The sequence below is a fragment of the Longimicrobiaceae bacterium genome, from assembly GCA_036375715.1.
Taxonomy (GTDB): Bacteria; Gemmatimonadota; Gemmatimonadetes; order Longimicrobiales; family Longimicrobiaceae; genus DASVBS01.
In genome coordinates this window covers 207,594-231,212 of sequence record DASVBS010000081.1, presented here as the reverse complement: position 1 = coordinate 231,212, position 23,619 = coordinate 207,594, and the positions used below count along the sequence as shown (strand labels likewise).

21 protein-coding genes are annotated in these 23,619 nt (G+C 67.4%); 6 read left to right on the top strand and 15 right to left on the bottom strand.

Annotated elements, in window-relative coordinates:
- A partial coding sequence (locus tag VF167_18235) for a hypothetical protein (GenBank protein HEX6927371.1) occupies positions 1-767 on the top strand: 767 nt, incomplete at its 5' end.
- A gap of 66 nt (positions 768-833) precedes the next feature.
- Here the strand turns inward: VF167_18235 and acs are convergent.
- From acs to VF167_18220, 3 genes are all read right to left on the bottom strand, one after another.
- Entirely contained in the window at positions 834-2,852 is a 2,019-nt protein-coding gene (gene acs / locus VF167_18230; protein HEX6927370.1) for an acetate--CoA ligase, read from the bottom strand.
- A 120-nt stretch (positions 2,853-2,972) separates the two neighbouring features.
- Positions 2,973-3,266 (bottom strand): hypothetical protein, encoded by a 294-nt coding sequence (locus tag VF167_18225; protein ID HEX6927369.1) that lies wholly within the window; start codon positions 3,264-3,266, stop codon positions 2,973-2,975.
- Positions 3,267-3,299: 33 nt separating this feature from the next.
- Positions 3,300-4,172 carry a type II CAAX endopeptidase family protein gene (locus VF167_18220; GenBank protein HEX6927368.1) on the bottom strand — a complete coding sequence of 291 codons (873 nt, stop codon included), beginning with the start codon at positions 4,170-4,172 and terminating at the stop codon, positions 3,300-3,302.
- A 122-nt stretch (positions 4,173-4,294) separates the two neighbouring features.
- Between VF167_18220 and VF167_18215 the strand changes: the two genes are divergently transcribed.
- Complete coding sequence (locus VF167_18215; protein HEX6927367.1) at positions 4,295-5,146, top strand: helix-turn-helix domain-containing protein; 852 nt, start codon at positions 4,295-4,297, stop codon at positions 5,144-5,146.
- Here VF167_18215 and VF167_18210 read toward each other — a convergent pair whose 3' ends face one another.
- The 7 genes from VF167_18210 to VF167_18180 all read right to left on the bottom strand — a co-directional run bounded on the left by VF167_18210 (position 5,147) and on the right by VF167_18180 (position 13,349).
- Entirely contained in the window at positions 5,147-5,458 is a 312-nt protein-coding gene (locus tag VF167_18210; GenBank protein HEX6927366.1) for a hypothetical protein, read from the bottom strand.
- Positions 5,459-7,348, bottom strand: coding sequence for a serine/threonine-protein kinase (locus VF167_18205; GenBank protein HEX6927365.1), 1,890 nt, complete (start codon positions 7,346-7,348; stop codon positions 5,459-5,461).
- Between the two features lie 40 nt (positions 7,349-7,388).
- The gene (locus VF167_18200) at positions 7,389-8,360 is read right to left on the bottom strand and encodes a hypothetical protein (GenBank protein ID HEX6927364.1); all 972 of its coding nucleotides are present in this window, start codon (positions 8,358-8,360) and stop codon (positions 7,389-7,391) included.
- On the bottom strand, positions 8,357-9,457 hold the full coding sequence (locus VF167_18195; GenBank protein ID HEX6927363.1) for a PP2C family protein-serine/threonine phosphatase: 1,101 nt from the start codon (positions 9,455-9,457) through the stop codon (positions 8,357-8,359). The genes VF167_18200 and VF167_18195 overlap by 4 nt, the downstream gene beginning before the upstream one ends.
- Positions 9,454-10,986, bottom strand: coding sequence for an FtsW/RodA/SpoVE family cell cycle protein (locus VF167_18190; protein HEX6927362.1), 1,533 nt, complete (start codon positions 10,984-10,986; stop codon positions 9,454-9,456). The genes VF167_18195 and VF167_18190 overlap by 4 nt, the downstream gene beginning before the upstream one ends.
- A 110-nt stretch (positions 10,987-11,096) precedes the next feature.
- Positions 11,097-12,650, bottom strand: a complete 1,554-nt coding sequence (locus VF167_18185) for a penicillin-binding transpeptidase domain-containing protein (protein ID HEX6927361.1) — start codon at positions 12,648-12,650, stop codon at positions 11,097-11,099.
- A gap of 6 nt (positions 12,651-12,656) precedes the next feature.
- A complete protein-coding gene (locus VF167_18180) occupies positions 12,657-13,349 on the bottom strand; it encodes an FHA domain-containing protein (protein ID HEX6927360.1) in 693 nt (230 codons plus the stop codon).
- Between the two features lie 167 nt (positions 13,350-13,516).
- Here VF167_18180 and VF167_18175 point away from each other — a divergent pair, with 167 nt between their 5' ends.
- Positions 13,517-14,245, top strand: a complete 729-nt coding sequence (locus tag VF167_18175; GenBank protein HEX6927359.1) for a YIP1 family protein — start codon at positions 13,517-13,519, stop codon at positions 14,243-14,245.
- Here VF167_18175 and VF167_18170 read toward each other — a convergent pair.
- Positions 14,242-14,727 carry an NUDIX domain-containing protein gene (locus tag VF167_18170; GenBank protein ID HEX6927358.1) on the bottom strand — a complete coding sequence of 162 codons (486 nt, stop codon included), beginning with the start codon at positions 14,725-14,727 and terminating at the stop codon, positions 14,242-14,244. The genes VF167_18175 and VF167_18170 overlap by 4 nt on opposite strands.
- A gap of 242 nt (positions 14,728-14,969) precedes the next feature.
- Between VF167_18170 and VF167_18165 the strand changes: the two genes are divergently transcribed.
- The gene (locus VF167_18165; protein HEX6927357.1) at positions 14,970-15,800 is read left to right on the top strand and encodes a neutral zinc metallopeptidase; all 831 of its coding nucleotides are present in this window, start codon (positions 14,970-14,972) and stop codon (positions 15,798-15,800) included.
- A gap of 109 nt (positions 15,801-15,909) precedes the next feature.
- Here VF167_18165 and lpdA read toward each other — a convergent pair whose 3' ends face one another.
- The 4 genes from lpdA to VF167_18145 all read right to left on the bottom strand — a co-directional run bounded on the left by lpdA (position 15,910) and on the right by VF167_18145 (position 21,070).
- Positions 15,910-17,313 (bottom strand): dihydrolipoyl dehydrogenase, encoded by a 1,404-nt coding sequence (gene lpdA / locus VF167_18160; GenBank protein ID HEX6927356.1) that lies wholly within the window; start codon positions 17,311-17,313, stop codon positions 15,910-15,912.
- 169 nt (positions 17,314-17,482) lie between these two features.
- A complete protein-coding gene (locus VF167_18155) occupies positions 17,483-18,541 on the bottom strand; it encodes a C40 family peptidase (protein HEX6927355.1) in 1,059 nt (352 codons plus the stop codon).
- A 255-nt stretch (positions 18,542-18,796) separates the two neighbouring features.
- Positions 18,797-19,816: a 2-hydroxyacid dehydrogenase gene (locus tag VF167_18150; protein ID HEX6927354.1), complete on the bottom strand. Its 1,020-nt coding sequence runs from the start codon at positions 19,814-19,816 to the stop codon at positions 18,797-18,799.
- A gap of 135 nt (positions 19,817-19,951) precedes the next feature.
- Complete coding sequence (locus tag VF167_18145) at positions 19,952-21,070, bottom strand: DUF2156 domain-containing protein (GenBank protein ID HEX6927353.1); 1,119 nt, start codon at positions 21,068-21,070, stop codon at positions 19,952-19,954.
- Positions 21,071-21,278: 208 nt separating this feature from the next.
- Here VF167_18145 and rocD point away from each other — a divergent pair, with 208 nt between their 5' ends.
- The gene (gene rocD, locus VF167_18140) at positions 21,279-22,499 is read left to right on the top strand and encodes an ornithine--oxo-acid transaminase (GenBank protein ID HEX6927352.1); all 1,221 of its coding nucleotides are present in this window, start codon (positions 21,279-21,281) and stop codon (positions 22,497-22,499) included.
- Between the two features lie 67 nt (positions 22,500-22,566).
- On the top strand, positions 22,567-23,613 hold the full coding sequence (locus tag VF167_18135) for an endo-1,4-beta-xylanase (GenBank protein HEX6927351.1): 1,047 nt from the start codon (positions 22,567-22,569) through the stop codon (positions 23,611-23,613).
- The last annotated feature ends 6 nt before the right edge of the window (positions 23,614-23,619 follow it).

Sequence of the window (23,619 nt, the reverse complement as noted above, 5' to 3'; positions counted from 1 at the left end):
CCTGGGTGCAGAGCTGGATGGAGACAGGACTCATCCAGCTGGAAGACGTGAACCAGGACGGAGTGGTCCAGGCGGTGGAGCTCTTCGGCTCCGCCGATCCCCCGGTGGCCGCGGCGATCGATCGCGATATCATGGTGCTCGCCACCCCGGAGATCGCGCGCCTGGCGCCGTGGCTGATCGCGCTGGTGGCGGCCGGTGGTCTGGCCGCCGCGCTCTCCACCGCCTCGGGTCTGCTAATTGTGATCTCGAGCGCTATCGCCCACGATGTGTACGGACACCTGCTGCGTCCCGATGCGTCCGATGCCCGACGCCTGGTCGTCGGACGCATTACCACCCTCTTCGCGGTGCTCGTTGCCGGCTACTTCGGGATTCATCCGCCCGGTTTCGTGGCCGAAGTCGTGGCGTTCGCCTTCGGGCTGGCGGCGGCGAGCTTCTTCCCCGTGATCATTCTGGGGATCTTCTGGAAGAGGGCCACCCGCGAGGGGGCGATCGCCGGGATGCTGGTGGGTCTAGTCTTCACCGCGGCGATGATCGGGATGATCCGCGCGCCCCAGATCTTCGGCGCGGCGGAGCCCGTGATCCCCTCCTTCCTCGGGGTGAATGCCCAGGGTGTGGGCACCATCGGGATGGTGCTGAACTTCCTGGTGATGTGGGTCGTCAGCCTGCGGACGCCCGCGCCGCCGGAGGAGGTGCAGGAGATGGTCGAGGGGATAAGGTATCCGGGGGAGGCGGCGGGAAGGCGGGTGGTGGTGGGGGGAGTTCGGTAGGGACCGGGAAGCCAGGAGCCAGAATGTGGAATCTGAGAATGCTGGCTCCTGGCTTCTGGCTTCTTCTCAACCCTCCTTCCCCTCGTACTCCTTCTTCAGCCTTTCCACGACGCTGGGATCCGCAAGCGTTGTGGTGTCGCCCAGGGCGCGACCTTCGGCCACGTCTTTGAGCAAGCGGCGCATGATCTTGCCGGAGCGGGTCTTGGGCAGGTCCGCGGCGAAGAGGATGTCGTCGGGCCGTGCGATCGCGCCGATCTTCTGCACCACGTGCTGCATGAGCTCGCGGCGCAGGTCCTCGTCCGGCTCGTACCCCTCCTTCAGCGTCACGAAGGCGGCAACCGCCTGACCTTTGATGTCGTGCGCCTTGCCCACCACCGCGGCTTCGGCCACGGCGGGATGGTCGACCAGCGCGCTCTCCACCTCCATGGTGCCGATGCGGTGCCCGGCAACGTTGAGCACGTCGTCGATACGGCCGATGACCCAGAAGTAGCCATCCTCGTCCCGCTTGGCGCCATCGCCGGGGAAGTAGACGCTGGCCCCGTCCTGCGGACTGCCATCGCGATCGATGGTTTGCCCCGCCCACTTGGACCAGTAGGTGTCCCGGTAGCGCTGCGGATCACCCCAGATTCCCCGGAGCATCGCGGGCCAGGGCTGGCGAATGGCGAGGAAACCACCGCCGTTGGTGATCACGTCGCCCGTCTGGCTGAGGATGTCGGCCTCGATGCCGGGGAAGGGAACGGTGGCGGAGCCCGGCTTGGTGGCCGTGACGCCGGGAAGCGGCGTGATCATGATCGCCCCGGTTTCCGTCTGCCACCAGGTATCCACGATGGGGCAGCGCTCCCTGCCGATGTTCTCGTGGTACCAGATCCACGCTTCCGGGTTGATCGGCTCGCCGACCGTGCCCAGCAGGCGTAGGCTCGAGAGGTCGTGCTTGGCGGGGTGCTCCGTCCCCCACTTCATGAAGGCGCGGATCGCCGTGGGAGCGGTATAGAAGACGGTGACCCGGTACTTCTCCACCAGCTCCCAGAAGCGATCACGGCCGGGATGATCCGGCGCGCCCTCGTACATCAGGGCGGTCGCTCCGTTGGCCAGCGGGCCGTAGACGATGTAGGAGTGCCCCGTCACCCAGCCGACGTCGGCGGTGCACCAGTAGACGTCGCTGTCCTTGAGGTCGAAGACCCACTTGGTGGTGGCGTAGCACTGCGTGAGGTAGCCGCCGGTGGTGTGCATGATCCCCTTCGGCTTCCCCGTCGTGCCCGAGGTGTAGAGGACGTACAGCAGGTCCTCGGAGTCCATCTCCTCGACCGGACATTCCGCCGATTGGCGGCCCACGACCTCGTGCCACCACTGGTCGCGCCCCTCCCTCATGGCAGCGTTGCCGATGGGCGCTCCGTCCCTACCATGCCGGCGGACGACCAGCACGTTCTCGATCGTCGGGCAACCCCCTTCCCGCTCGATGGCTTCGTCGGCGGCGCGCTTGAGCGGCACCACTCCTCCGCGTCGGTACCCACCGTCGGCGGTAATCAGTAGCTTCGCCTCAGCGTCGCGGATCCGATCGCGCAGGCTGTCCGCCGAGAATCCCCCGAAGACAACCGAGTGAGGAGCGCCGATGCGAGCGCACGCCAGCATGGCGATAGCTGCTTCCGGAATCATCGGCAGGTAGATCGCCACCCGGTCGCCGCGTCGAATTCCCAGCTCTTTCAGGGCGTTAGCGACGCGGCACACCTCGCGGTGCAGCTCCTCGTACGTGTAGGTGACCGTGTCCCCCGGCTCGCCTTCCCAGATCAGCGCGGCGCGGGTCCGACGATCACCCTGGAGGTGCCTGTCGAGGCAGTTGTAGGCGGCGTTGAGCTTTCCACCGACGAACCACTTCGCGTGCGGCGGATCCCACTCGAGCACGCGGTCCCACTTGCGGTGCCAGTGGAGCTCCTCGGCCCAACGGGCCCAGTATCCTTCCGGGTCCGCGGCTGCCTCGGCGTAGATGGCATCGTCCGAGACGTGGGCAGCCTGCGCGAAGTCTGGCGGTGGAGGGAAGAGGCGGTCTTCCTGTAGGAGGGTGTCCAGCGTGTTGGGGGTGTCAGCCATCGTCAATCCTTTCTGGACTTGAGGAGGCGAGATGGCGGCTTGCTTCGGCGCACCCGCAGCGGCCGAAGCAGTCGGATTCAACGGTGCTCCGGCCTTCTCTGAAGCACCGGAGCGGCGGCCTTACCGATCGGCTGAGTCGGGAAGCGGGGAGATGACGAAGCTCCCTCTCTCCACCTTGCAGCCGTCGTATGATACTCCCCAGCGGAAGGTATACTTCTGCCGGCTATCATCGAAGTACCAGACCTCGGTGTGATCCCCCCGATCCTCGTCCGACTGGGTAGCGTCGGGAGGTCCACCTTCGTCGACGCGCACCGCCGCCATCTCCGAGGCGCAGTCGTTGAAAATCCCGGTGGCGTCGACGCAACCGGTGACGAGCGTGGAGGTGGCGAGGAGTAAAGCGGAAGCGACTCGCATCAAAATCAAACGGGTACCTCGTTTTGGTGGAAGCTACCCACGCCCGAGCCGAGGGCGCAAGCTCTCACCCCGTCCCGCCCGGTAGAGCCGGACGGCAACGAGATAGGCGAGGACGGCACTGACGAGCAGAATACCCAGGCTCATCCACCACCCTACGTCGGGACCGACCTGCCACAGGGTCGGGGTGGGAGACGGGTCGCGCCCCTCCAGCCCCAGCCCGGCCACCGCGGCCGCGTTGTTCGCGGCGTGCAGGATCACCCCCGTCCAGATCGAGCGCGTGGCCCAGACGGCGTAGCCGAAGGCCAGGCCCAGGAAGAAGTGGAGCGGAAAGATCCACGGAAGGACGTGGACGGCCGCAAAGATGGCCGCAGCCGCGACGAGGCCCACGATCGACCCGAAGCTGCGCTCCAGCAGGCCCTGTAGAAAGCCGCGGAAGAAGAACTCCTCGAGCACGGGCGCGATCCCCACGGCCAGCATGGTCACCGCCAGCCGTCCTTCCGCGGTCACCATCAGGTCGCCGAACGGATTGAAGCTCTCCGGGGGCACGGGGACGAGACGTACGTACACCTCGCCCACGGCCCAGGACAGCGCCAGGAGCACGGGCACCCCCGCCAGTGTCCATCGGAGGGTCTCCTGATCCAGAGGCCGGAGACGTAGGAGCGCCAGGCGTCGACGGGGCGCCTCGGCACGCAGCGCCACCCCCCAGAGGAGCAGGAAGTACAGCGCGATGGAGATGCCCAGACCCACCAGCGGGTAGCCGAGCTGGATGGAGAGCAGCAAGCAAAGGCTCGCCGCCACGTTCCACACCAGGAAGAGGAGGAGGAAAGCCGCGGCCTGCAAAATGGAGCGGGCGGTCTGCCGCACGGTACCGGGGAGCTCGAGTCCAATGGGTTCGTCAGCCGGCATGAAGCTACGGGGGCGCGCGGGGCCGGCAAGTCGCCGCGCGCAGGCCGCATGGCGGCACGTCGCCGGCGCGGATATCTTCTCGCTCCCCGCCTGCAGTTCAGCTCGTCCTCCGAATCTTTGACATGCGACCCGTCATTCGTCCTCTCCTGGTGCTGCACCCGGACGCGAGCCTGCGTGCGCGCGTGCGCGAGGCGTGTGGCACCGACTTCGACTACGTGGAGGTAGAGGACTGGGCGGGGCTGGAAGCCTCCGTCCGACAGGGCCCTCCTTCCGCGGTGGTGCTGCTCGATCCGACCATGCGGGACGAGCCGCACGCCCGGATCTCGTCCGGACGGGCGCCCAGGTTGTCGTTGCGAGCGCGATCTCTGCTCCAGGCCTACCCGTCCACCGCGGTGGTGGCGGCTCTGCGCGTCCCGCCGAACGCTCATGAGCTGGTGAGAGAGCTCGGCCGCCGAGGAATCGTGCAGCTCATCATCCTCGGCCACGACGATACGGTTCCCGCGATCGCCCGTCGCTTGAGGGCGGCGCGCAGCCGTCCGCTGCGCTCGCTGCTCGAGGAGGTGCTACCACCGGAGACCAGCGGGCGCGCACGCGCCATCCTCGATGCGGCGGTGGAAGTGGTGACGACTGGCGGCCACGGGCGTGATCTGGCCGCCGCCCTAGGCCTGGCCCCGCGTACTCTCGTGCGATGGACGGGCATGGCAGGAACGCCGCCGGCGCGCCTGCTGCTGGCCTGGATGCGAGTGCTGCTGGCGTGCGCGCTCCTCGACGACCCCGGACGGAGTGTGCGCGACATCGCGGTGGCGGCTGGCTATTCGTCTGATAGCGGGCTGCGGAGGGTCACTCAGAAGTTGCTCGGCGCGAGCCCGACCGACCTGCGAGAGCGCGGAGCCTTTGGTGCGGCTGCGGCGGCGTTCGTGAGCGTCCTCAGCGAATACCGCCTTCGAGTGCGCTTTACGACCAGGGAGGGGTAATCAGCGCCTCTCTTCCCAGCGGGTGAGGGCGTAGCGGGTCCCCTGCACGAGTGACCGCAGGTGGCGAAAGGCCTCGCGCCGGGCTTGGACCGCCTCCTCGGCAGACGCCTCCACGCCCCCCTCGATCCGGTACTCGACCTCGAAATCCTCCACCAGTCGGGCGGGGCCTTCACGCGACACCTCCAGGATGCGTACCCGTGCTTCGGGCCAGAGGCGTCCGAGCTCCTTCTCGACCAGGTGCTCGGCGTCGGCGATTCCGTAGGCGGGGACGCGGACGACACCCGAACCTCGCACCCGAATGGTCCGGCCCATTCAGCCGTCCGGCTCCGCGGGGACGACGGGAGCGATGGTGTCCGGTACCGGAAGCCGGGGCGGCGCGGTATCCTGCTGGGCCCGCTGCGCCGCCCGCGCGGCACTGAGCTGTGCGGTCCGGATGCGGGTGATCGCGTTCTGTGCCGCCAGATAGGTAGCGGCGAGATCAGGGTTGGAGGCATTCGCCACGCGATTGGCGAAAGTGCGAAACTCCTCCAGCGCCTGGGCGGTGTCTCCGGTCACCAACAGGGCGCGGGCGTAGTCGTACTGAGCGATTTCCAGCGTCGGATCCAGCGCCAGCGCCCGCTCGAGGTGTCCCACCGCTTCCTCCGCCATTCGGAGCTGTGTTGTCTCGTCTTCGTTCTGTCCCTGGCTGAGGAGGGCAAGGGCGAGGTTTCGCCGGTAGTTCGCGTTCTCGGGATCCACCTCGACCGCGAGCCGGAAGCTCACCAGCGCGGAATCATAATGTCCCGCATCGTACTGACGTCGGCCGTCGCTGTTGAGCAACACCGCGTTGAGCATGTCGCGTTCCGGGGGTGGTTCGACATCCACCGGTTCGCCGATGCCGCGGATCTCCTCGGGAGGAGGCGGGATCTCCGCCACCCGGCGGTTGGCTTCCAGATACGCCCAGTAGGCGACCGCGGCGAGGGCCAGCAAGACCAACGTCCAGACCACCAGTCCCGCCCGACTCCTCTTCTTCGGTGGCTTCCGTGGGGTGAATGCCCGCGGACCCTGCCGGCGCGGAGCCGTCGTCGGAGGCGGAGGAGAAGGCGTGCCCGTCGGAGGTGTGGCGGGCTCGGCCAGCGTGGCCTCGTCTCGTTCGGGGAGGAGGCGCGTTCGGTCGTCCTCCTCGGGCAGGAGGCGTGTGCGATCACCCTGCTCGGCCAGCAGCCGTGTGCGATCCTCATCTCCCTCGAGCCCTTCCGGCCGCCTCTGCCCCGCTACAGTCGGCTCCGAGAGCGGACGATCGTAGCGCACGCCGGCGTAGGGGTCGAGCGGAGTGGTGGCGATGCCCTGAATGGCATCTTCGAGCGCCTCCAGCATGGCGACCGCGTCGGGAAAGCGGTCGGCCGGATCGTAAGCGAGCGCCTTCTGGATCACCACCTCAACCGCGGCGGGAATCGCGGGATGTGAGGTCCGCATCCGGGGTGGGGGCACCGGCATGCCCAGCGACATGCGGTTGCGATCGGCATCCGTGAAGGGCCGCTCACCGGTGAGCAGCAGGTAGCCGACCGCGCCCAAGCTGAAGACGTCCGAGGCCGGCGTGAGTCGGCTCAGCCCGCGGAGCTGCTCGGGTGAGGCAAAGGCGGGCGAGTGCGGAACTCGGCCGTCTTGCGTGAGTTGGTTGGCCGTGTCGTCGTCATCGACCAGCTTGGCGATGCCGAAGTCCACCACCCGCACCTGGACTTCGCGCTCGTCCCCCTGGGTGAGGAAGATGTTGCCGGGCTTCACATCGCGGTGAATCAGGCCGGAGCGGTGACCGACTGCCACGCCGCGTACCGCCTGCAGCAGGATCCTCAAGGCGGTGGAAAGGGGTGGCGCGCCCGAGCGCGCCATGCGCGTGGCGAGGTCCTGCCCGCGCAGCAGCTCCATCACGATGTAGTCGAGACCGAGATCCTCGTCCGTCCCGTAGTCGTAAACTGGCACGACGTTCGGGTGATGCGGAAGCGCTGCCGCCGCGCGAGCCTCGCGATGGAAGCGGGCACGCAGACGCTCCACGGCGTCGGGATCGCCGCCGACCAGGGTGATCACCTTCACGGCGACGCGCCGACCGAGCCGCTCGTCGAGCGCCCTATAGACCGCGCCCATGCCGCCGCGACCGATGACCTCCTCGATCAGGTAGCGGCCGCCGAGCACGCGTCCCGCCAGCAAACCTTCCAATCCAGCCATTTCGCAGCTCGCTGTGCCTCGCCTCGTCCTGGTTTCCCCGTCAGTCGTGCACGGTCGCGTCGGGATCGTTCACTTCCTCCTCCTGGTCGGGAGGCACCTCCTCGATCCGCAGGACCGGCCCGTGGTCGCCGATGCGCACTGGAGTTCCGGGCCTGATCCACGCGATGCTCGCCTCCGACACCTTCTCGAGCTGGAGAGCCCCACGGCCCAGCCGGGCGCCACGCAGCTCGCGGTCGGGGAGATGAAGGGAGTTCAGCCCCAGGTTGTAGAGCTTGAACCCCGGCTCTCCCTCGCGCTCCTCGAAGAGCAGTACCAGCTGCCTGCGGCTGACATGCGGCACATCGCTCAGGCCAATGGTCGTCTGCAACTCGGGATCCGCGGTGCGGCGACCTAGGGTCGTGAAAGGTTCGGTGAGCCGGAATACTTCCTTTTCTTCGCCCTCGAGCGTCTCCACCACCAGCACCCACTGTCCGGCCGTCCACCCAGGCGGGCCAGCCTCGTCCACCCGCGTCGCGTCGGGATCCGCCACGGGGAGTGCCTCCGTAGAGGCTTCGGTGGTGGCGTCCACAGGATCCGGCGCCGCGGGCGTTGCCGCATTCGACGGCGCGGAGGGGGTTGCCGCCTCGTGACCGATGTCGGGTCCAGGGACGGGTAGGTGTCCGGCATGGGCCGAAACGCGGTAGAGCGGGGCGTCGGGGTCCTCCGAGCGACGGAGCTGCACACGGTACCGACGATCGTAGAGCGACCCGTGGCGCATCACCGAGTCGGTGAGATCGCGCTCCACCGTTTCCACCAGGGGGGCGATGGCGGCAGCGGCATCCGCGCGGAGGGTGACCACGAGCACGGTATCGGGCAGCAACCTGGCATAGCGCTCCGGCAACGAGCGACTGTTCTCGCGGTCGATCAGCTCACCCAGCGCCAGCTTGATCTCCGGCAGCGCGTCGCGCAGCAGGGTGTCGAGGAACGAGGTGGTATTCTCCGCGCGCTCCTCGGGCGATGGCAGGTCGATCATGGCGACGTATCGTTTGGTGAGGCCGCTACGGAGTCCCGCACCGTGTCCCCCGCGGTCGGCCCGAAGGGATCGATCAGCTCCGAGATCCTGGCATTCAGCGAATCGACGCTGGCCTGCAGCCGGGCCACCTCGTCGGCGCGGATCCTGGCCTCGCTCTGCCCCTGCCACAGCAGCCAGAGGGCCGCCAGCGAGGCGGCAAGCGCGAGAAGCGCCACCACCAGAGCCGCCGCGGCTCCCTTGCGACGCCCGGCGAGTGCGGCTGAAGCGGGAGTGTGCGATGCAGGAATCCGCTCCATCGGCAACGTCTGATCGTGCAGCACGGGTGTGGGGTCGGCGTCGGCACGCGCCCGCACCAGCACTGCGGTAAAGTTGTCGTCGGGTCCTCGCTCGAGGACCTTCTGCCGGATCGCGTCGACCGCCTCCCGCGCGGTCGGTTCGGCCATTGCCGCCCCGAGCTCGTCCAGGCGCATCGCCTTGTATACTCCGTCCGAGATGATCAACCACGACCACCCGGGCCGGGCCGGCAGCCAGACGACGTCCGCCTCTCCACCCCGGCCGACGGCTCGCTGCAGCCGGTTGGCACCGGCGGTGTCCGGGATCTCGTCCAGCGAGATCTCCCCCGCCTCCCAGCGGGCGAAGGCGGGCGTGTGGTCCCGCGTCTCCAGCCGCAGCGTCCCATCGGGCGCGCGGGAGAGAATCCGCACGTCGCCCACATGGGCTCCTACCCAACCAGTGCCGTCTCCCGTTCCACCGACCAGGGAGAGGAAGCCCAGGGCACACCCCATCCCCCCGTGAGCGTCGGGGCGACGCTCCGCCACCTGAGCCACGGTGGCGTCGGCTCGCCGGGTGACCCGGCGCGCATCGTCCAGGCTGCGCACCGGCTCGGCTCCCACGATGACCTCGAGGGCCGTGTCGGCGGCGAGGCGCCCGCTGCGCTCGCCTCCCATCCCGTCGGCCACCGCCACTACGCCCGTCTCGGAGAAGGTGTCGATCGAGTAGGCGTCCTGATTCTCCGTCCGGGGGCCCTGCTCGCTCACTGCGGCGATCTCGAATACGAGGCCGTGCAGCGCAACGGGCTCACGGGCGATCACAGTCATCGAATCCGCACTCCTGCGTCTGAGAGGTCGGGATGAGGAGGCGTTCCGGCAGCCTCGATCCGCTGGGCTTCCGCACGCCGATGACTCACTCCCGCGACGATGCCAACGGCGATCGCCGAGGCGAGCAGCTTCGCGCCGCCGTGCGCGGCGAAGGCGGTCGCTACCCCGGTTAGCGGAATGACCCGGACCCCGGCCAACGTGGCGAGCCAGAAGGGGATCCCGATCAACATCGCCATGCCGGTTACCAGCGACCGCTCGAAGGCGCTGCGCTCCTTCGTGGCCACCCGGAGGATAGCGATGAGGAAGGCCGTGTACAGGACGACGAAGGAAAGCGCGCCGAACCACCCCCACTGCGCGGCGATGGTGGTGATGAATCCGTCGTCAGCGGCATTAGGGGCGGTCTCCGCGTGCCCCCTGCCCGGGCCTGCGCCGAACCAGTCACCCGCCAGCACGTTGGCGTCGAACAGCTTGATCTGGTGATTCCGGGCGGCCCACGCCGCGGCCTCCGCCTCGGTCATCGTGGAGACGTCCCGATAGGGGTCGAGCGCGAGCGCCAGTCGTGTTTGCGATCGCTCGTCGAGGTTGAACGCCGTGATCACCAACGCGGTCCAGACCACCAGCAGCAGCCCCGCCCACCAGCCTCGCCTCGTGCCGACCAACAGCATCGTCGCCAGGCTTCCCGCGAGCACCACCGAGAGTCCGAGCTCGTGAATGAGCAGGAAGGGAGTCACCGGAAGGGCGCCGTACAGCAACAACGCCATCACCCTTCGCGGAGTGACCAGCTCGCCGGGGCGACCCAGATTGTAGGCGTCGTGCGCCAGGACCGCGGCCCATACCATGACGAAGACCGGGAGCAGCAGCTCCCAGGGCGTGGTCCCCTGCACCTTGCCCGTGGCACGAACTCCCGGCAGGAAGGTGAGGAGGAAGAAGATGCCAATGGCCACCCCGAAGATCCAGGGGTGCCGGTCCCTTGCCCAGCGAAGCGATCCGTGCCGCCGCGCCCAGAGGAAGGCGAGTACCAGCGCCAGCGGCGCGAACATCACCGAAATAGAGGAGGCAAGACGAGCAATCGAGCTGCGCTCCGGCGCGGTTGCCGAGCGAATCGCTTCGAGCGGATCGGGGATGGCGGGGGGTGGCCCCTCGAAGACCAGCGCCTGCCGGTCTTCGTCGTAGGCGCGCAGGATCGTGGTGAGCTGCGCCCGATCAGCCTTCAGCGCGTTGGCGGCCGCCCGATTGCTTCCGCTCGCCTGATAGGCGGGGTCGGTGAAGAGCTGGAAAAGCGCCGGTCGGGTGAAGAAGAAGATCGCGATCGGCAAAGCCAGGATCGCCCAGCTCCCCCGGTAGCGAAGCAGACGCATCGCTACCAGGAGGAGCAGCCACCCCGCCAGCGCCACGAGGTCTCGCACCAACACCGCGCCGGAGCCGGGTGCGACCCCATGCACGGGCCAGACACCCTGCACGATGGAGAAATGCGCGAGCAGGTAGAAGCCCGTGGCAAGGATTACCGCCCAGCGCAACTCGCGCGGCATGGGCCGAGGTGATCCGCTGTCTTCCTCTCCGGGCCGCTGCGGCCGTCTGACGCGAATAGCGATTCCCCGCGGACCGGTACCGCCTCGGCGACCGAGGAAGGCTGTCAGGTTCATTCAGCCTCCCCGGGTTCGAACGACGCCTGGTCCGAGGTGGCGAAGTAGCGGGTCATGCCGGCGGCGATCCTGGCGGGGAGGCGACCGCCGGGCCCTCCTCCCACCAGGAAGGTCACCACGCTGTAACGAGGCCGACCCTCAGGATCCAGGATCAACCCCGCGAACCAACCGTTGTCGGCGGCGCGAGCAACCTGCGCGGTGCCGGTCTTCCCCGCGAGATCCCACTCGAGGCCGTCGAGCACCGGGGCGGTGCTCCGGGCGGTGCCGTAGTCCACCACCGCGCGCATGGCCGCCAGGAGCTTCTCCGCGGTCTCCTCCGACATCACCCTTCTGCCCTCCTGGGGCCTGGCCGCCAGCTCCTGCTCGATGCTCGGATCGACCATTACCCCGCCGTTCCCGATGGCGGCGACGAAGCGGCTCAGGTGAATGGGAGTGACGTCGATGGGTCCCTGTCCGATGGCCAGCTGGGCCCACTCCTGCCGGCTCGTCTCGGCAGTGAGGCGCACCCGTGCGGGTCGCGGACTCATGCGATCGCGCCACGCGTCCGACGCGGTCCGCCAGAAATCGCGGTCGAATCCCTGGGGCGCCTCACCGGGGGCGTACGGTTCCACCCCGAACCGCCGAAAGGCGTCCTGGAAGGCGGTCTCGCCCAGTTGCTCGCGCATGTCCAGAGCCATCTGGACGGCGGTGGTGTTGCAGGAATAGATCAGCATCTCGGCCGGGGCCTGTACCCGCGGGATGCTGAATCCTTCCGAGTTGCGAATGACTGCTCGCGGCGTCACCTGAATGGAGGACTGGCAGCTCATCTCCCGGTCCGGCAGCCCGCTGTCCCACCAGAGGGTGGCGAGCGCGAGCTTCCAGACGGAGCCCGGTGCGGCGTACTCCTGCAGGCCCAGCGGTGGGTCGTCAGGTCCCCCGGTAGAGGCGTAGGCGACCACTGCTCCCGTGGTCACGTCCTGGACCACCACGGCTCCCGGAAGACCTGCCTCGCGAAGAAGTTCCCATGCGCGGGCCGTGGCTCCGCGGCAGAGGGTCAGAGACAGGTCCGTTCCGGCGGGGTGCAACTCCCCTCGCTCGGCGAGGTTCAGCGGGCGGCGCAGGTGTTCGGCAAAAATCCGCTCGATGGTGTAATCGCGCAGGTCTGCGTCCTCTCCGCCACCGACGAAGTTCGCGCCTGCCTGCCCCAGCGGATAGAACCGGTCGACCTGCCCGTCGTGGGCGGCATAGCGTGCGAGCGCGTTCTCCGGGGCGGAGGTGCAGTCGAGGATCCACCCGCGCACCTCCGCGCGGCGAAGCTCGGCCCGGCGGGGATCGCCGAAGCGGACGTACTGCATCCGCCCTGCTTCGATCTCGTCCGCGTTCAACAGCATTCGCCCGTGCCCGACGGCATAGACTGCCACCAGGCTGAGCATGCCGAAGGCGAGACGCAGCGGCCAGCGTTCCTCGGCGCTTCGTCTCGCCTTGACGAGGGATCGAACCAGCAGTACCAGCGCCCCGGCGCCTGACGCGATGAGGATGGCGCGGAGGATCCAGTTCAGGATCGCTTCCATCAGCCGTTATGCCTCGATCCGCACCACCCGGAGCGTGGTGGTTCCCATGCGGATATGGTCGCCGACCGACGTGCGCCTGGCCTGATGCGGGGCGAGCGCTTCGTCGTTGACGTAAGTTCGGTTCTTGGAGTCGAGGTCGGTCACCCAGAGTGTCCCCTTATCGACACGCAAGAGTGCATGACGCGAGGACATGTAGCGGTCCTCGAGCCCGCGCACCTCGGCGGAGGCGCGGCGGCCGAGCGTGATCTCTCCGTTCACCCGCAGCTGCGTTCCCTGCTGAGGCCCCGAAACCACCTCCAGCAGTGCGGCACCCGAGGCGCCGGTTCGGGTGGCGGTGGCGGTGGCTACGGGAGGCTCACTCGTCGGCACCTCCTTCGCCTGGGGGCGCTGATCGAGGCCGATCGGCTTCACGAAGGCGAACTCCCGCTTGGTATCCAGCAGGACCATCTCAATGCGCAGTCCCGCGCGGGGGACGTGGTTGTCCTCGGCCCACTGGATCGAAAAGCGGCGCAGGTGCTCCGCTTCGTCCTGGCTCCAGAGCTCCGGGTCGACGCCACTGGGGATCAAGTCCGTGGAGACGTAGACGCGCAGACTTGGCGCGGTATGCCGATCGGCATAGCGCCGCAACGCCTCCCGTACCCCCGCTTCCAGCTGCTCCCGCAGGGTGGGGCGCAGAAACTTCCGGATGAGATTCAACATGGGTAGCCTGGCCGGGGTCGATGTGCGCGGCTGGAGCAGACTGTATGCCACCCAAAGCGCGGGAAGCAAGCCGTTCCGGCACGCCAGGGTAGCCGTACGCCAGGGGGGCGATTAGACTGGTTGCAGCAGCGGTTTCGTTGCGGTCCCACCTTTCATCTCACCGTAAGATGACCGACGCCACCGTACAGGAAGCCCCATCGCCCGCTCAAGCGTCTCTCTGGGAAGATTTCATCGACATCTTCTACGCGCCGCGCCAGGTGTTCGAGCGCCGCAGAGAAGCCGGCTTCGGGCTCGTGCTGTTGATCATTACGGTGATCGGCACCGCTTTGTTCTTCGCCTCTCAGGGACCGCTGGAAGCGGCCTACGCGGCAGAGTTCCGTCGGAGCCTGGAGAGCGCCGGCGCCGCCGCTCAGCCGACCCCCGAGCAGATGGAGCAGGGACGTCAGGCGGCGCGGATCTTCGGCACGCTGGGGATCTTGATCGGGTACCCTGTGAGCGTCCTGATCGTTGGCGTGGTACTCTGGGCGCTGGGCAAGCTGTTCAGCTTCTCGGGGACGGTTAAGATGGCGATCCTGATCGTCACCTATGCGCAGATTCCACGCATTCTGCAGGGTGTGGCCACGCTGATCCAGGGGCTCTTGCTGCGGCCCGACAGCCTGGCGGATGTCTCCCTCGGACCGGCGCGTTTTCTGGATCCGGACTCGACCTCCATGCTGGTCATGGGGCTGCTGGGACGGCTGGACGTCTTCTATATCTGGAGCACGATCCTGATTGCCATCGGAGCCCAGGTGCTCGGCAGGGTGCCGCGAGTTCAGTCGTACGTGCTGGCAGTGCTGGTGTGGGTCGTCGGAGCGCTGCCGAGCCTGATGGGAGCTCTGGCGGGCGGCAGAGGCTAGTCGCCAGGCCTGGCGAGCCCGAGCGTCACCAGGAGTCGATCGATCAGCTCGGCCTGGGCGCTGTTGATCTTCTGGCGCGCGACCTCGGGCTCGAACCAGGCGCAGCGGTCCACTTCCGGGTAGAGGCGGCGAATACCCGACCCGCGCGGCCATTCCACCTCCATCTGGTTGCTGCGGATGGCATCCGGATCGGCGTCTCCCTCCCAAGCCCAGGCGTGGACCGTCTTCCCTGCCTTCTGCCGGATGCTACCCAGAGGAATGAAGGGGCCGGTGGGAACGATCCCGGTCTCCTCCTCGAACTCGCGGCGGGCGGCAGCGAGCGGGTCTTCTCCTTCCTCGATGACCCCTTTGGGCACGGTCCACGCGCCCAGGTCCCGCCGATTCCAGAAGGGTCCTCCCGGGTGAGCGAGGAAGACTTCGATCCCATCCCCGGTGCGCCTGTAGAGCAGCAGGCCGGCGCTGATCTTGTTGCTGCGGGCCACAGGGAGTCGGCGGTGGGTGGGCGTGGACCGCCTCGGAGCGAAGCGGCACGGGTGCGGGTGCGGTCTCCCCGCGTCCGTGAGAGAAGGAGCGTGCACCGCCGGAAGGCGGCGTGTGGAAGGTGCAAACCGACCGCCGGGCGCCGCAAGGGTGTAGGGTCCCGATCGTAGCGGACGGCTCGCGCATCCGAATTGCACGTACTGGCTGCCCCACGGAAACAGCGCGGTCACCGAAGGAGGGCAGCATGCGTCTCGGAGGCGTCAGACGAAGCCGGAATGTCCAGGACCGGCGTGGGATGGGCGGTGGAATCGTCGGGGGCGGCATCGGGGTCGCGGTGATTGCCCTCATCGTGATGCTCCTGGGCGGCGATCCCGGAGCGGTGCTCGAGCAGGGCGGGCAGGCCACCACCGGAGCGCCGTCGGCGGCGGCGCCATCACCGGATGATTCGGCGGGGGTGTGGGTGTCTCAGGTGCTGGCGACCACCGAGGATGCATGGAGCGAGATCTTCGCCTCCAGGGGTTCCGGGTACGAGGAGCCGACGCTCGTGCTATTCAGCGGAGCCACATCCTCCGGCTGTGGGCTGGGGCAGGCCGCGATGGGCCCCTTCTACTGTCCCCTGGACCGCGCGGTGTACATCGATCTCAGCTTCTACGAGGAGCTGCGCGACCGGCTCGGTGCGGAAGGCGACTTCGCCCAGGCCTACGTCATTGCCCACGAGGTAGGGCACCACGTGCAGACGCTGCTGGGCATTTCGGACGACGTCCGCGCGAGGTCGCAGGCGGTGGGACAGGCCGAAGCCAACGCGCTCTCGGTTCGACAGGAGCTCCAGGCAGACTGCTTCGCCGGAGTCTGGGGGAACCGCACGCGCAGCCTCCTCGACCCGGAAGACCCGGCCGAGGCCCTCACAGCCGCGAGCGCCATCGGAGACGATCGGCTTCAGCAGGCGGCACAGGGATATGTGGTTCCGGAGAGCTTCACGCACGGGACCTCGGCGCAACGGCGAGCCTGGTTCCAGCGCGGCTTCGAGAGCGGCGATCCGGCTGACTGCGACACCTTCGCCGCGGAGGAGGTATGATTTGCGGGGGCGGCTACAAGGGCCGCCCCCGCAGATCACCTGCCAGGGTGGGTGAAACGCCGATACGGCGGCGCGGGTGACATATGCCCGCCCCACGCCGCCCTGCACCTCAGATATTCAGCGGATGCCCCAGCGCCGTCAGCGCGGCGTCGGCGACGGCCTCGGAGAGGGTCGGGTGCGGGTGCATCGCCTTCTCCATCTCCTCGGTCGTGGTCTCGAGGTGCCGGCCCACCACGAACTCGGCGATGAGCTCGGTGGCATGCGGACCCACGATGTGGGCGCCCAGGACCTCAGAGTATTTCTTGTCCCGGATCACCTTCACGAACCCTTCCGTCTCACCCGCGGTGAGCGCGCGCCCGTTCGCGATCCAGGGGAATACGCCGACCTGGATGTCGTATCCCTGCTCCCTGGCCTGTTCCTCGGTGAGGCCGACGGAGGCCACCTCGGGGTGGCAGTAGGTGCAGTTCGGGATGTTGTTGTAGTCGACGCGCGCCTGCTTGTTGCCGTGGATTCCCTCGACGCAGACGACTCCTTCATGCGATCCCTTGTGCGCGAGTAGCGGGGGACCGGCCACGTCGCCGATCGCGTACACCCCCTCCGCGGAGGTTCGATACTGCTCGTCCACCTGGATGAAGCCGCGGTCGGTCAGCTTCACGCCCGCGGTCTCCAGCCCGATGTCCTCCACGTTGGGAGCGCGCCCGATGGCGCTGAGCACGCGCTCCGCCTCGATCACCTTGTTCTCCCCCTTGGCGGTCGTCACCGTGAGCTTCACGCCCGACTTGCCGATCTCCGCCTTCTCCAGCCGCGCGCTGGTGTAGATCTCCATCCCCCGCTTCTTATAGCTCTTCTCGACCACCGCGGAGCAGTCTCTGTCCTCCAACGGCAGCACCCGGTCGAGGGCCTCGATGATGGTGACCTTCGTACCGAAAGCGGCGTACACGTCCGCGAACTCGCAGCCGATGGCACCCGCTCCGACAATCGCGAGCGTCTTCGGTGGCTCCTGCGCCATCATCGCGTCGGTGGAGTCCCAGACCCGATCGTGATCGATCTTGAGGAAAGGCAGATCCTTCGGCCGTGACCCGGTGGCCAGGATGATGTGCTTGGCGGCGAGCGTCTGCTTCTTCCCGTCCTTGGAGGTGACCTCTACCTGGCCGCCGCCCTGCAGTCGACCACGCCCCTCGACGTGCGTGACCTTGTACTTCTTGAACAGGGTGCCGACCCCCTTGGAGAGGCGGTCCGAGACCTGACGGGAACGCTTCACCGCGCGAGCCAGATCACCGCGTACCTCTCCGACTTCGATGCCGAAGTCGGCAGCGTGGCCGAGACGGGTCAGAAACGCCGCGCTCTCCAGCAGCGCTTTAGTGGGAATGCAACCGATATTGAGGCAAACGCCGCCGAGGAACTGCTCCTCGATGCAGGCGGTCTTGTAGCCGAGCTGCGCCGCCTTGATGGCAGCGATATACCCGCCAGGACCCGCCCCCACGACTACGACGTCGAAGCTCTGGTCAGCCAATCTACACCTCGAGGCTCAGGGTTTCAGTGCGTGCGGCGACCCAAACTAGGCGCGGGGCGACAACGGGACAATGCCGGGCGCACTCCCTGTGAATGCACTGTGGAGCTCGAGTGTCGAGGGGAGGGGAGAGGCAGCGGGTGTTACTCGGCTGGATCTCTGCCGCGTCGGGTTACCGGGACCCGAGGCTCCATCCGGACAGGCCGTCGATTACGCGGCGCGCGGCGACCATGTGGTCCAGATACCAGCGCCCGCGCTGGCTGTAGAGGTCGTCGATGCGGACGCCGTTGCCGCTGGCGCTCGAATGGATGATCCGGCCGTTCCCGGCGTAGATGGCGATGTGGTCGACGCGGTTGCCGCGAGAGGCGAAGGCCAGGAGGTCGCCGGGCTCGAAGACAGCCAGATCCAGCGGCAGCGCCCGTCCGGCCCGCGCCTGGTCCTGAGACACCCGGGGAAGGTTGACCCCGTTTCGGGCGAAGACATACTGGACGAAGCCCGAGCAGTCGAAGCCTTCGCTCGGCGAGCTGCCGCCCCAGGTGTAACGTATGCCCAGGTAGTCATCGGCGGTGTCCAGCGTTCGCTCAGCGATCCGCAGGCGGGCCGCAGCCTCGGATCCCGCCGGCGCGCTGGCGCTGGTCAGCAACGGGCGACTCGCGAGTGCGCTGGCGGGGGGTACGCGCACCCGCGGCCGAGCTCCGCTGGTGCGAATGCTGATTCCGAACCGGAATTCGAGCCCGCTTCCGACCTCTTCCGGTACGTCGATGACGTCGGCGGCAAGTGGCTGCCGGTAACGCGCCTCGCCGTCCAGGGAGAGCCAGCTCGCCAGCGGAGTGCGCAGGCCGACGCCGTAGCTGTACGAGGTGGTGAACGAGGAGCCAACTGTACCGGTCAGGGTCTGTATACCCACGCCGGCGAGCAGGTAAGGGATGACCGACGCGTTGGGAGAAGCTGGGCTGCCAGCGAAGAGGAGGGCGTCCAGGTCTGCTCCGAAGACGCCCACCCGGCTGGTGCCATCCCCCGAATCGCCGCCGAGCGGGGTGGAGCCGACGTCCACGAAGCCGCCCAACCGCAGTCCCAGCCAGCCGTACTCGCGAGTGTAGTTCGCCCCCACGAGCATGGGGGTGCCGCTGATACTGCCATCGCTGGCCACGAACGGGCTCAGTGTGCTGCCGGTTTGCGCGGCGAGCTGAGCCGGGGCGAGCAGGGCGATGGCGAAGATCAGCTTCTTCATCCGGAGGGATTCCAGAGCGAGTACGATCGCAAGCCGCGCAAGCACTTCCCGCGGCCCCGGCGATGCCGGAAAATGCCGGAAAGCTATGCGTATCACCAGCTTCTGTCTACGTACGGAAAGGCGAAAGCTTCGGGCCAGATGCCCTGCTTGGCGCGTAAGCGGTTGTCGGCAAAAGTGATGGATCTCAGGTGCGCGCGCGCCGTCGGGGTGACGTCGTACCCTCCGGGGGACGCAGTCCGTCACACCCGGGGGACACTACCCGGTGCGCTGTGCGCGAACCTGTTCCAGCTTCACCATGTGGATCTCACCTTCGCCGCGCTCGAAGGCGGTGGCGTTGGCGAGTGTCGTCTCGGCGATGTTGGCCAGCGCCTCCCGGGTGAAGAAGCCCTGGTGACCGGTGATGAGCACGTTCGGAAAGGTGAGCAGTCGGGCGAAGACGTCGTCCTGGATGACCGAGTTCGAGAGATCCTCGAAGAAGAGATCGGCTTCTTCCTCGTAAACATCCAGTCCGAGCGCTCCCAGCTTGCCGCTCTTGAGCGCGTCGATCAGCGCGCGCGCATCCACCAGGGCGCCGCGGCTGGTGTTGATGAGCATCGCTCCCGGCTTCATTCGCGCCAGGGCTGCGGCGTCGATGAGGTGGTAAGTATCAGGCGTGAGTGGCAGGTGCAGGGCGACGATGTCGGAGGCGGCAAGGAGATCCTCCAGCGGCACGTACTCGCCGCCCAGGCGCAGGACCTCGTCGTTCGGAAACGGATCGTGCCCGAGCAGGCGGCACCCGAAGCCGGCCATGATGCGACAGAAGACTGTCCCGATCGCCCCGGTACCTACGACGCCGACGGTCTTTCCGTGAACGTCGAAACCGAGTAGCCCCTCGAGGGAGAAGTTCCCCTCCCGCACCCGGACATGCGCCCTATGGAGCTTGCGGTTCAGGGTCAGCATCAGCGCCACGGCGTGTTCCGCCACCGCGTGCGGTGAGTACGCCGGAACCCGGGTCACGGTGATTCCGTGCTGGGTCGCCGCGGCCAGGTCGACGTGGTTGAAGCCGGCGGAACGGAGGGTGAGTAGACGGATGCCGTTCGCGGCAAGGGCCGCGATCACGGTGGCGCTCAGCTCATCGTTCACGAAAGGGCAGACCGCGTCGAAGCCGCGGGCGAGCTCGACGGTGGTCTCGGTGAGCCGCGGCTCCAGGAAGGTGAGCTCGTGACCGTGGCGGCGGTTCGCCTGCTCGAGAGCGACGCGGTCGTACGGTTTCGTGCTGAAGACTGCGATCTTCATCGAGCCAGGAGGTCGAGGTCACGAGCTCTGAGGGACGGCAAAGGGGGCGGTTGCCGGTCCAGCGCGTCAGTAACGGTGTGTTGCTGCCAGGGTTGGGCCACGCCGCGCGGCCGGTCAACAGCCCTCTACAGTCTTCTACACTGACGATCGTCCCCTGCGAACGATGCCCGCTCCCGCCCAGCGCAGCTCCTGCCGGACCGCCCCCAGCATGGCTCGGGCAATGGTGGATGGGACGGAGCGATCGCTGAAGGCGTCGGCCACCGCGTAGAGCAGGTGCGGTGTGAACCGCTGCCCCACGGCGACGGCGAAGATCGGTTCCCAGATGGCTGGGCGGAACTTCGCCTTGAACATCTCGAGCCCCTCGAAGTTGTAGAAGCGGCGGGCGTGCACGCGCATCCAGGTCAGGAGAAATCGCAGCCACTGCGGTCCGCCCTCTCCCAGAGCTCCCGCGCGCGCGGAAAGCGGGGAGAGCCCGAGAGTCACGTAGTGACTTCCCTCTTCGGCGATGCCGCGCACGGCCGCATCGATCAGCAGCTCGGAAGTGCCGTTCGGCGCGCCCGACCCGCGGATGATCTGTTCAATCAACCAGCCTCCACGCGCCGGGATGGGCGACGCGACGAGGAAGCCGACCAGCTCGTTCTGCCGCAGGGCAACGAAGACCCGCCGATCATACAGACGCTCCAGCGTCCGGGTCTCCACGAGAAAGTGCAGTGGGGGGAGGCCGCGTGTGGAGAGCCACTCCTGCAGGCATTCGCGCAGACGAGTGTCCGCCCCCGCCTGCGCCGCCGGCCACTCGTGAACCTCGGCGCCCTTGTTGCGCGCGCGATTCAGCTGGGCCCGAAGGGAGGCGTGAGTGCGGAGCATCTCCTCCCATTCGTGAGGATCCCAGGCCGGCTGCGCACCGATGAGTATCGGACGGTGGCGATTCCCCCCGCTGGACGAGAGGAGCCGAGTTCCAGCACAGAAGTAGCATATTTCCAGACCAGCAGCCGCGGTCTCGCTCTCGAACTTCGTGACCACGGTGGGCATTCTCTCGGTGGGGCAGATCGGTGCGCCGGCTACCACCCGCACACCATGACAGTCCACGAAGCCGACCACGGCGTCGTCGTCGGGGCTGAACCAGTGGCGGATGCCCGGGTTCAGGATCTGGTAGGCGGTGGAGTTCCAACCATAGCGCAGCACGAGGTCCCGCGCTCGCGCGAGCGCGCCCGGAGGGGAGTCGTCAGGACGGTCCGGAGATGGATGTACGGACATGACACCAAGCAAGATGCGCTACCCCTGGTCAAGCTACCGGCCGGCAAGTCAACCGCCAACCTTCGCTCGGTACAATCGTAATGTTTCATCTGGTGCGATCGATTGCGCTCCGAGGGTCGTGCGGGTCGCTCAGCAATACGCTAACTTGGCCGAACGGGTCGGCGGTGCCGACCCCCGCCGGTCTGCCACACCACACCGATGACCCGCAATGAATGGCAACGCCACGTCTACACGCAGCGCTGAGCTGATCGAACTGGAGGATCGCTGGGGAGCACACAACTATCATCCGCTCCCCGTGGTCATAGAACGCGGAGAAGGCCCCTGGGTCTACGACGTCGACGGCCGTCGCTACCTGGACTGCCTCAGCGCCTACTCGGCGGTGAACCAGGGACACGCCCACCCTCGCATCCTGGAAACCCTGGTCCGACAGGCCCACCGGGTGACCCTGACCTCGCGCGCTTTCCGCAACGACCAGCTGCCGCTCTTTTGCAAGGAGCTCGCGGAGCTGTGCGACATGGATCGCGTGCTCCCCATGAACACGGGCGCGGAAGCGGTCGAGACCGCGATCAAGGCGGCGCGGAGGTGGGGCTACGAGGTGAAGGGGATTCCCGACGGCAAGGCGGAGATCATCGTCTGCGCCAACAACTTCCACGGGCGCACGACGACCATCGTCGGGTTCTCCTCGGACGCTGAATATCGTCAGGGGTTCGGTCCCTTCACGCCTGGGTTCATCACTGTCCCATTCGGCGACGCGGAGGCACTCGCCGCCGCGATCCGCCCGGAGACCTGTGCCTTCCTCTTCGAGCCCATTCAGTGCGAGGCAGGCATCAACATCCCCCCCGACGGCTATTTGAGCGCGGTGGAGGAGATCTGCCGGGCGAACAACGTGCTGATGCTCGCCGACGAGATCCAGACGGGTCTGGGGCGGACCGGTAAGCGCTTCGCCTGCGACCACGAGGGAGTCGTTCCGGACGTCTACATTCTGGGCAAGGCGCTATCGGGCGGATTCTACCCGGTGTCCGCCATCGTCGGGCGCGCCGAGGTGATCGATGTCTTCAAGCCGGGTAGCCATGGCAGCACCTATGGCGGCAACCCGCTCGGCTGCGCGGTGGCGCGTACCGCTCTGGAAGTGATCCGTGACGAGGGATTGGTAGAGCGCTCGGCTCGGCTGGGTGCGGCGCTGTTGGCCCGCCTGCAGGCGGAGCTCCGGCATCCGGCCATTCGCGAGATCCGGGGACGGGGTCTGCTGATCGGAATCGAGCTGGATACGCCCGCCCGCTCGTTCTGCGAAGCGCTGCAGGAGCGGGGGATGCTCTGCAAGGAAACCCACGATTACGTGATTCGTCTGGCGCCGCCGCTGGTCGTGACGGAGGAGGATCTGGATTTCGCCGTCGAGCAGCTGAAGGTGGTGCTGGGGTCGGGCGACTGAAGATCGGCTTGGAAGGGTAAAGAGGTTCACTGATCCTGGATGGCTTCCATCTCTGTCGGAGGCGGCGATGGCGGATCGCAACGGTGTGGTGCGCCGCGTAGTCGAGAGGACGTGGGGAAGGTGGGCGGTCGGCATCGCGGCCGCGCTGGTCTGGCTGACGGCGCCCGCCCCAATTTCGGCCCAGGAGGTCGCGCGGGACAGTGCGACGGTGCCGGCCACGACGAAGTTTCTGGGGAATGTGTGGTCACCGCGCCAGGCTGCGGATTTCCTGAAGTATTGGGACCAGATCACCCCGGAGAACGCCGGCAAGTGGCGAAACATGGAGCCGCGCCGGGACGAGTTCGACTGGCGGATCCTGGACGAGGCCTACGAGGCTGCGCAGCAGAACGGCCTGCCATTCCGCTTTCATGTGCTCGTCTGGGGCAATCAGCAGCCGGCCTGGATCGAGGAGCTGCCGCCGCACGAGCAACTCGAGGAGATCGAGGAGCGGATGGCGGCGATCGCGGAGCGCTACCCGGAGATCGATTTCGTGGAGGTAGTGAACGAGCCGATCCACGATCCTCCGCGAAAGCGCAATGCGGAGGACCGCGGGGCCGGAGACTACATCGAAGCGCTGGGGGGAGAGGGAGAGTCCGGCTGGGATTGGGTGCTGAATGCCTTCCGGATGGCGCGGCGCCACTTCCCCGAAGCGGCGCTGGTGCTGAACGAGTACAGCGTAATCAACAACGACGAGACCACCGACCGCTACCTGGAGATCATTCGTCTGTTACAGGCGGAAGATCTCATCCAGGTGATCGGGATCCAGGGGCACTCCTTCTCTACTACCGGATCCTCAGAGGTGATGCGGCGCAACCTCGATCGGCTGGCCGCGACGGGCCTGCCGATTCAGGTCATGGAGATGGATGTCGACGGCGAGGACGACGCTCGACAGCTCTCGGAGTATCAGCGGATCTTCCCGATTTTCTGGGAGCACCCGGCGGTGTCGGGGATCACCTTGTGGGGATGGCGTCCCGGCCTCTGGCGAGGCCGCTTCGGTGCCAACCTCCTGCGGGAGGATGGAAGCTTACGGCCATCCATGGAATGGTTGTTGGAGTATACGGGGCGGAAGAGGTGATGAAGG

Coding starts and splice junctions, on each gene's coding strand:
- acs (HEX6927370.1), bottom strand. CDS start 2,852: ATGGCTGACACCCCCAACACGCTGGACACCCTCCTACAGGAAGACCGC.
- VF167_18225 (HEX6927369.1), bottom strand. CDS start 3,266: ATGCGAGTCGCTTCCGCTTTACTCCTCGCCACCTCCACGCTCGTCACC.
- VF167_18220 (HEX6927368.1), bottom strand. CDS start 4,172: ATGCCGGCTGACGAACCCATTGGACTCGAGCTCCCCGGTACCGTGCGG.
- VF167_18215 (HEX6927367.1), top strand. CDS start 4,295: ATGCGACCCGTCATTCGTCCTCTCCTGGTGCTGCACCCGGACGCGAGC.
- VF167_18210 (HEX6927366.1), bottom strand. CDS start 5,458: ATGGGCCGGACCATTCGGGTGCGAGGTTCGGGTGTCGTCCGCGTCCCC.
- VF167_18205 (HEX6927365.1), bottom strand. CDS start 7,348: ATGGCTGGATTGGAAGGTTTGCTGGCGGGACGCGTGCTCGGCGGCCGC.
- VF167_18200 (HEX6927364.1), bottom strand. CDS start 8,360: ATGATCGACCTGCCATCGCCCGAGGAGCGCGCGGAGAATACCACCTCG.
- VF167_18195 (HEX6927363.1), bottom strand. CDS start 9,457: ATGACTGTGATCGCCCGTGAGCCCGTTGCGCTGCACGGCCTCGTATTC.
- VF167_18190 (HEX6927362.1), bottom strand. CDS start 10,986: ATGCCGCGCGAGTTGCGCTGGGCGGTAATCCTTGCCACGGGCTTCTAC.
- VF167_18185 (HEX6927361.1), bottom strand. CDS start 12,650: ATGGAAGCGATCCTGAACTGGATCCTCCGCGCCATCCTCATCGCGTCA.
- VF167_18180 (HEX6927360.1), bottom strand. CDS start 13,349: ATGTTGAATCTCATCCGGAAGTTTCTGCGCCCCACCCTGCGGGAGCAG.
- VF167_18175 (HEX6927359.1), top strand. CDS start 13,517: ATGACCGACGCCACCGTACAGGAAGCCCCATCGCCCGCTCAAGCGTCT.
- VF167_18165 (HEX6927357.1), top strand. CDS start 14,970: ATGCGTCTCGGAGGCGTCAGACGAAGCCGGAATGTCCAGGACCGGCGT.
- VF167_18155 (HEX6927355.1), bottom strand. CDS start 18,541: ATGAAGAAGCTGATCTTCGCCATCGCCCTGCTCGCCCCGGCTCAGCTC.
- VF167_18150 (HEX6927354.1), bottom strand. CDS start 19,816: ATGAAGATCGCAGTCTTCAGCACGAAACCGTACGACCGCGTCGCTCTC.
- VF167_18145 (HEX6927353.1), bottom strand. CDS start 21,070: ATGTCCGTACATCCATCTCCGGACCGTCCTGACGACTCCCCTCCGGGC.
- rocD (HEX6927352.1), top strand. CDS start 21,279: ATGAATGGCAACGCCACGTCTACACGCAGCGCTGAGCTGATCGAACTG.
- VF167_18135 (HEX6927351.1), top strand. CDS start 22,567: ATGGCGGATCGCAACGGTGTGGTGCGCCGCGTAGTCGAGAGGACGTGG.